Origin of the sequence: Amphibacillus sp. MSJ-3, assembly GCF_018919165.1 — a bacterium.
Taxonomy (GTDB): domain Bacteria; phylum Bacillota; class Bacilli; order Bacillales; family Amphibacillaceae; genus Amphibacillus.
On record NZ_JAHLQM010000053.1, the window covers coordinates 1 to 8,223 of the forward strand.

The 8,223-nt window shown below is 36.5% G+C and carries 6 protein-coding genes; 4 read left to right on the top strand and 2 right to left on the bottom strand.

Features of this window, described 5'->3' with window-relative positions; all coding sequences use genetic code 11:
- Window positions 1-198 precede the first annotated feature (198 nt).
- Window positions 199-1,647, bottom strand: coding sequence for a glycoside hydrolase family 1 protein (locus KQI76_RS11230; protein ID WP_216400393.1), 1,449 nt, complete (start codon window positions 1,645-1,647; stop codon window positions 199-201).
- Between the two features lie 434 nt (window positions 1,648-2,081).
- Here KQI76_RS11230 and KQI76_RS11235 point away from each other — a divergent pair, with 434 nt between their 5' ends.
- From KQI76_RS11235 to KQI76_RS11250, 4 genes are read left to right on the top strand one after another with little or no spacing between them, the layout of a single operon-like run.
- Window positions 2,082-3,254, top strand: a complete 1,173-nt coding sequence (locus KQI76_RS11235; protein WP_216400394.1) for a galactokinase — start codon at window positions 2,082-2,084, stop codon at window positions 3,252-3,254.
- A gap of 13 nt (window positions 3,255-3,267) precedes the next feature.
- A complete protein-coding gene (galE, locus tag KQI76_RS11240) occupies window positions 3,268-4,251 on the top strand; it encodes a UDP-glucose 4-epimerase GalE (RefSeq protein WP_216400395.1) in 984 nt (327 codons plus the stop codon).
- A gap of 11 nt (window positions 4,252-4,262) precedes the next feature.
- A complete protein-coding gene (gene galT, locus KQI76_RS11245; RefSeq protein WP_216400396.1) occupies window positions 4,263-5,750 on the top strand; it encodes a UDP-glucose--hexose-1-phosphate uridylyltransferase in 1,488 nt (495 codons plus the stop codon).
- 19 nt (window positions 5,751-5,769) lie between these two features.
- Window positions 5,770-6,813: an aldose epimerase family protein gene (locus KQI76_RS11250; protein ID WP_216400397.1), complete on the top strand. Its 1,044-nt coding sequence runs from the start codon at window positions 5,770-5,772 to the stop codon at window positions 6,811-6,813.
- A gap of 65 nt (window positions 6,814-6,878) precedes the next feature.
- On the opposite strand, the gene KQI76_RS11255 is transcribed toward KQI76_RS11250, so the two are convergent.
- Entirely contained in the window at window positions 6,879-8,081 is a 1,203-nt protein-coding gene (locus KQI76_RS11255) for an ROK family transcriptional regulator (protein ID WP_216400398.1), read from the bottom strand.
- Window positions 8,082-8,223 lie beyond the last annotated feature (142 nt).

Here is an 8,223-nt window from a genome sequence, read left to right on the forward strand (position 1 = left end):
ACTTCCTTCAGTCACTACCTCACGATAGCCACCTTGTCTTTCGCTAACAGTTCCTACTGCCAAGCCTGTAGCGGACTTTCACCGCCTAGTATTTACCCATGCAGGGCGCACTAAAAAAAACAGTGCCTAATTTTACTTAAAATTAAGCACTGTTTTCAATTTATCGGTTTTAAATTCAAAATAATCCAGCATCATTATTTATAATGAATGGCGATCAATTAATGCATTTGCTTCTATTACTTCTTTGTACCAATAAAAGCTTTTCTTTTTGATTCGGCGTAAATCTTTAGGACCGTCTTCATCACGATTGACATAAACAAAACCATAACGTTTTTGATAACCATTTAACCAACTTAATAAATCAGTAAATGACCAAGTGCAGTAACCTAACACATCCACACCATCACTAATTGCACGTTGAATAGCGGCCACATGTGATTCGAGAAAATCAATTCGATAGTCATCATTAACTATATCGCCCTCTTCTAAGGTATCAAAAGCACCTAGACCATTTTCGGTAATTAAAATTGGCAAGTGGTAGCGGTTTGAAATTCGTCGTAGGGCAACGCGTAATCCCTCAGGATCAATTGTCCAATCCCAATCCGTTGTTTCAACATAGGGGTTTTGGACATTTTTGAATAAACCTGGGTTACCTGATTCTTTAGATGAACCTTTCTTACCAGTCGTATTCATAGTAGCTTCTCCGACACCATCAAGTGGATTTGCCTTCACCGTTGCCGTTTGATAATAATTCAACCCCATAAAATCAGGTTTTGCACGTCTCATTAACTCAAAATCTTCTGTTTCAACTTCTGGAGCAAGTCCCTTATCTTCAAGGTAATTCCAGATTACTTGCGGGTAACGACCCCAAGCGTATATATCCATCCACCAATGTGAATTCATTTCTTCAGCATTTTCAGCAGCTATTATATTTTCAGCTTTGCTATCGAATGGATAAATGGGACTATAAGCAAAGCTAGGTCCGATCTTACCATCTTTAACAATTTGATGAAAGGTTTCAATTGCCTTTGCATTAGCAACATTAGCAATATGATTCGCTTGATACATGCGTTTTAAATCTTTTACTCCCGGTGGATGGATACCTGATCGATAGCCAAGCCCGATAAAGATATTTTGTTCATTTAATGTAACCCAATACTTTACACGATCACCGTAGCGTTTAAAAAGGGTAGCACAATAATGATTAAAATCTTCAATAATCTCTCGTGATTCCCATGCCCCATAAGCATCCATCAGTGCCTGGGGAACATCCCAATGATAAAGAGTAACCAAGGGCTCGATATCATAGTTTAGTAATTCATCGATAAGCTCATCATAAAACTGTAAACCAGCTTCATTGACCTTGCCACGTCCTTCAGGGAAAATACGGCTCCATGCAATAGAAAATCGATAGGCTTTTAATCCTTGTTCGGCCATTAATGCGATATCTTCTTTATAGCGATGATAATGATCAACCGCTATATCACCATTTGTTTCTTTAAAAGTTGTCCCTGGTATTTTGGTATAGACATCCCATACAGATGGGCCTTTACCATCTTGATCATATGCCCCCTCAATTTGGTAAGCGGCTGAAGCTGATCCCCATAAAAAGTCTTGTGGAAATGGTTTCAACTGTTTATGTTCCATCATCAATCTCCTTTATTCATTTACTTTACTCTTCTCACTATTATAACTTAATAAGATTATTAAAGTAAATTTTTATTCTTGGAATTTTCCTTCCAACTAAATATTAGATCACCGAATCAGACTTGCGCTAACTCTTAGCCTCACGGTTATTTTCTCTTTCTATAAAAATTGGGTAGTCTTTTTTTTATCATCCTAGGTTAATAACTATAGACGTACACGAATGACGTTTTTATAACATTTTTAAAACGTGTTGAAATTTAACTGATTTTAGGATAAGCTTAGTTTAACTATCTTGTAATCGTTACCAATTAATTTATAAGGATAATTTTTCTTTGCCTAAAATGAGATTATTTTATTGCGAACAACTCTTATCCATGCTACTATAATAGTAATTAATAAATTAATTTAATTAAGTCTTTAAGGGGGCTTCAAATGTGGATACTCAAACATTAATCACTAAATTTACTGAACTTTATCAACCTACAAGTGAAATACGGACTTTCTTTGCACCAGGTCGGATCAATTTAATTGGTGAACATACAGATTACAACGGTGGTTACGTCTTCCCTGCTTCAATATCTTTCGGAACCTATGCGATTGCGGCTAAACGAAAAGACCGAACGATACGGTTTTATTCACTAAACTTTGAAGAAAAGGGAATGATGACCACTAGCTTAGATGATTTGGCATACCGCAAGGAGGATAACTGGACAAACTATCCTAAGGGAATGATTGATTTCTTTATTAAAGAAGGATTTAATATCGATCATGGTTTTGATGTTCTATATTATGGGAATATTCCAAATGGTGCCGGATTATCATCTTCTGCTTCAATTGAATTAGTGACAGGTGTTTTACTTGAATCACTTTATCAACTAAATATCGATCGCATTAAGATGGTTAAGCTGGGACAACAAGTTGAAAATCAATATATTGGTGTCAATAGTGGCATCATGGATCAATTTGCTATAGGAATGGGCAAGAAAAACCATGCCATTCTATTAGATTGCAATACACTGGACTATCAATATGCACCTGTTGATCTTGGTAAATATATTATTATGATCATGAATACAAATAAACGGCGGGAACTGGCAGACTCCAAATATAATGAACGAAGAAGCGAATGTGAACATGCATTAAAAGACTTACAAAGTGAACTTCATATTAACAGTCTTGGTGAGCTATCTGTGGAAATGTTTGAAGAACATAAACATCTGATCCATAATGAGGTAGAACGTAAACGGGCAAAACATGCTGTTTACGAGAACCAACGAACAAAAGAAGCGCTTAACAAGTTACAAGTTAACGACCTAACTGGATTTGGCAAACTTTTAAATGAATCACACTTGTCACTGCAACATGATTATGAAGTGACCGGAATTGAATTAGATACACTTGCTCAAGCAGCTTGGGATCAAGATGGCGTATTAGGTGCACGAATGACAGGTGCTGGATTTGGTGGATGTGCCATTGCATTAGTTGACAAAAACAAAGTAGATCAAGTACAGAAGAAGATTGACGAAATTTACACTAACAAAATTGGTTACTCACCGACGTTCTATCAAGCAACAATTGGCGACGGTGCAAAAGAGTTAAAATTATAAGGAGGGCGTTATAATGAATATATTAGTTTTAGGTGGTGCAGGGTATATTGGTTCCCATGCAGTTTATCAATTAATTGAACAAAATCATCAAGTGATTGTAATCGATAATTTAACAACTGGACATCGTGATGCCATTCATCCAGAGGCTAAGTTTTATGCTGGTGACATTCGTGACCTTGACTTTCTAAGAAGTGTTTTTGAACAAGAGAAGATCGATGCTATCATTCACTTTGCAGCTAACTCACTTGTTGGTGAATCAATGGAGAAACCACTCAAGTACTTTGATAACAACGTTTACGGTACACAAGTCGTCTTACAAGCAATGCAAGAATTCAATGTAAAAAATATCGTCTTTTCATCAACTGCGGCAACCTACGGGGAACCTAATGCTGTTCCAATTACTGAAGATATGCCAACATTACCGACAAGTACCTATGGTGAAACAAAACTGACGATGGAAAAGATGATGCATTGGTGTGAAGAAGCTCATGGCATTCGTTATGTATCTTTACGTTATTTTAATGTTGCTGGGGCTAGATCTGATGCAAAAATCGGTGAAGACCATGATCCAGAAACACATTTGATTCCAATTGTCCTTCAAGTAGCACTTGGGCAACGTGAATTTATTACGATCTATGGTGATGATTATCCAACTGAAGATGGTACCTGCATTCGCGACTATATTCATGTCGAAGATTTAATTGATGCCCACATTCGTGCAGTTGAATATTTAATTGATGGTGGGGAAAGTAATATCTTTAACCTCGGTAGTTCACAAGGTTTCTCTGTTAAGGAAATTATTGAAGCTGCACGAAATGTAACTGGACACCCTATTCCAGAAAAAATCGGTGCAAGACGTTCAGGTGACCCAAGTACTTTAATTGCATCATCCGATAAAGCTAAGACTGTTCTTGGTTGGAAACCGAATCGAACAGAAATCAATCGCATTATTACTGATGCTTGGCGTTGGCATCAAAGTCGTCCAAATGGCTACTAGGAGGGATATCAATGATCGAAACAACAATTGAGCAACTGATTACAAAAGTGATCGAAGCTGGACTAATCGAGGAACGTGATCGAATATATTGTCGTAATCAAATTTTAGGCCTACTTGGGTTGACTACTTTTAAAGAAATAGATGAAGTAGAAACAAAAGCAACGATTCCACAATTGCTTAAACAATTGATTGATCATGCTGTTGAACATAAAGTGATTACTGATGCCTTAGATGAGCGTGAGCAACTTGATGCGCAACTGATGAATATCTTCTTAATGAAACCATCTGAGCTAAATGAAAAGTTTGCAAACTTATACCAAGCAGATCCTATTCAAGCAACAAACTATTTCTATGCATTAAGTCAAACGAGTCATTATATTCAGACAGAAAGAATCGCAAAGAATATTCACTATCAAACAAATACCGATTATGGAAAAATAGATATTACCATTAATTTATCAAAACCAGAAAAGGACCCTTTACAAATTAAAAGAGAGCGCGAGATCAAGCAAACAAGTCATTATCCAACTTGTGTTCTCTGTTTTGAAAATGAAGGCTATGTTGGTCGAACAGGACATCCAGCTCGATCCAATCACCGTGTTATTGATCTTAAACTTGGAGATGAAGACTGGTTCTTCCAATACTCTCCTTATGTTTATTATAATGAACATAGTATTGTTTTCTGCAAAGAGCACCGGCCAATGTTAATTAATAAAGATACATTTAAGCGACTTCTTGCTTTTGTTGAAAAGTTCCCCCACTATTTTATCGGTTCAAATGCTGACTTACCGATTGTTGGAGGAAGTATTTTAAGTCACGACCATTACCAAGCTGGACGATATACTTTTGGAATGACAGAAGCTGAAGATGAGTACAGCTTTCAATTAAATGATTATCCAGAAATTAAGGCCAGCATCCTAAAATGGCCAATGTCTGTCATTCGATTACGAGCAACAAATCCTGATAGCTTAGTTGAAGCTGGAGATAAAATTTTATCATCATGGCGTAAATATAGTGATCCCGAGGTTGATCTCTTAGCCTATACAGACGAGACACCACACAACACAATCACGCCTATCGCTCGCTATCGTGATCATTTCTATGAATTAGATTTAGTTTTACGTAATAACCGAACAACAGATCAACATCCAGATGGGTTATTTCACCCACATCAAGATGTACATCATATAAAAAAGGAAAATATCGGTTTAATTGAAGTGATGGGCTTAGCTGTTTTACCACCGCGATTAAAACCAGAGCTCAAACAATTAAAACTCTATCTATTGGGTGAATCAGACCAAGTCAAGGATTACCATAAGGACTGGGCTGATCAAATTAAAGCTGAAACAATAAACTTAACTCGTGAAAATGTTGATCAAATCATCGAAGATCAATTAGCCAAAAAATTTGTTAAAGTTTTAAAGGATTCCGGTGTCTTTAAGTCGAATACTAAAGGACGGAAAGCATTTAAGCAATTTATTTCTACATTAAATTCTTAAGTAACTGGAGGATATTACAATGCAAGCAAAAACAACACCGTTATCAATTGACGGTCATAATTGGAAAGAGTATACACTCACGAATAATAACGGGTTATCAGTCTCTTTTCTAGACTTTGGCGGGATCATTACATCACTTATTACACCTGATAAAAATGGGAAATTTGAAAATATTGTGATTGGCTTTGATGATTATAAAGATTATTTAAACAATGAAAATTACTTCGGTGCCTTAATCGGACGAGTATCTGGGCGAATTGCAAACTCTACCTTTACACTTAATGGGGAGACCTTCCAATTACCCGCAAATGAAGGGGCACATCACTTACATGGGGGGCCAGTTGGGCTTCATTCAGTTATTTGGCAAGTTGAACTCATTGAAACAGCAACCAGTTCTGGTGCCGTATTATACCACACGAGCTTAGATGGAGAAGCTGGTTACCCTGGAACAGTTAGATATAAGGTATCTTATACATTAACAAATGAAGATGAATTTATCATCGACTATGAAGCATTCTCTAATAAAGATACTATTTTATCATTAACAAATCATTCTTATTTCAACTTATCTGGTGATTTGAAAGAAACAGTCTTGAACCATGAAGTGAAGATGAATGCTAGTCAATTTGTTGAACTAGATGAGGAATTAATCCCAACTGGACGCCTTTTACCTGTAACTGATACTGTTTTTGATTTTACTAATGGACGGAAAATTGCTGATGGCGTTCATTCTGATGATCCACAAAATAAACTCGCTGGTGATGGCTATGATCATTTCTTCTTATTTGATCATAATCAAACAGATAATGTGATTGTGACAGAAGAAAAAAGTGGAAGAGTTCTAAGAGTTAAAACGAATCAACCAGCAATGGTGATGTATACAGCAAATAGTGTAGATGACTCCCTAAAATTGAAAGAAGGTCAATCTGCCAAATATCTTGGTGTATGTTTAGAAACACAAAGTACACCTGCATCACTTAAGTATCCAAACTTCCCAAGTATCACTCTTAGAGCAAATGAAAAATATCATCACACGACAACTTTTAGTTTCTCAGCCCAATAAACACCTATGACTATACAAAAAAGAGAGTGGAAATAAGTAATCATCCACTCTCTTTTCATCTATTTTTATATCGTGATTTCACCGTTCTTTGCGAATAGTTCTACAATAATTAGGGCTACCGCTCCAAGTGCACTTGCGTGATCACCCAACTCGGTTATATTTACCATCGTTTGTTTTGCTGTTTTCGTTAGGGCTCGTTTATCGATGGTTGCTTTTATTGTAGGAAGTATGTATTTACCTGCCTTTGAAACACCACCACTTAGAACGATTTGACTAGGATTTAACGTATGGATTAAATTTGTTAAACCTATGCCAATATATGAACCTGTCTCTCGCAAAACTTCACGGGCAAACGCATCACCTGCTTCGGCAGCTTGATAAACATCTAATGAAGTTAAATCTTTTACTTCACTTAAACTCGTTACAGCTCCCTCATCAATCATTTTCTTAGTTCTCGTAGAAATCGCTGGTCCTGAAATTAACGTTTGTAAACAGCCACGGTTGCCACATGTACAAACTTCTCCTTTAAGATCAATCGTCATATGGCCAATTTCACCTGCAATATAACTTTCACCCCGATATAGTTCACCATCAATCGTAACCCCTGCCCCTACACCGGTGCCAATATTAACAACAACTAAACGCTCACTATTTTTCCCTTGTCCAAACCAGTTTTCAGCTAAGGCAAGTGCTCGTGCATCATTTTCTACTTTAACAATGTATGAAAAGTGATTGGCTAAAGTATCTGATATTGGCATATTATACAGGTCTAGGTTTGGTGCGTAGAGAGAGTAACCAGTTTCAGCATCAACAACCCCATGCATTGCAACACCTATTCCAATAATATCGTCTATATACTCTGTACTCTGTTCTAAAATTGCTTCCGTAGCTTCGATTAATGAGGTGAGAAATTCGTCTTCAGTTAATGGAAGAGATAATTTATACTCAATATTTGAAATGACTTTACCAGATAAGTCAGTTAGAATCGCATCAATTTTGGTAGGACCGGCATCAAGTCCAATAATATAATAGGCTTTTTGATTAATGATCAGCATTGTTGGTTTTCTTCCGCCCTTAGATTCACCTTGGCTACTTTCTAAAACCATCTTCTTCTCAATTAATTCCCTTACAAGTGTACCTACTGTCGGAGGCGTGAGTTTAGTTTCCTTTGCAATTTGAGCCCTAGAAATCGGCCCATCATTTAGTATTTTCATCAAAATAATTGATTTATTTAAAGCTTTCATTTCTTGAAAACTACCACGTTTCATACTTTCTCCTCCATCATTTAAATCGTATTGTCAAAAGTTTCTTAGTAAACCTTGATTTTTGGTTGATTTCATGCCATTAAACATTAAAAAACTTGCCACCCCCTTAGATTTAGGGTATTAGTGAGGTAACCACACACACAAA

What these genes read in the sequence shown, in the direction of transcription:
- KQI76_RS11230 (WP_216400393.1), bottom strand. Translation starts at nt 1,647, where the DNA reads ATGGAACATAAACAGTTGAAACCATTTCCACAAGACTTTTTATGGGGA.
- galT (WP_216400396.1), top strand. Translation starts at nt 4,263, where the DNA reads ATGATCGAAACAACAATTGAGCAACTGATTACAAAAGTGATCGAAGCT.
- KQI76_RS11250 (WP_216400397.1), top strand. Translation starts at nt 5,770, where the DNA reads ATGCAAGCAAAAACAACACCGTTATCAATTGACGGTCATAATTGGAAA.
- KQI76_RS11255 (WP_216400398.1), bottom strand. Translation starts at nt 8,081, where the DNA reads ATGAAACGTGGTAGTTTTCAAGAAATGAAAGCTTTAAATAAATCAATT.
- galE (WP_216400395.1), top strand. Translation starts at nt 3,268, where the DNA reads ATGAATATATTAGTTTTAGGTGGTGCAGGGTATATTGGTTCCCATGCA.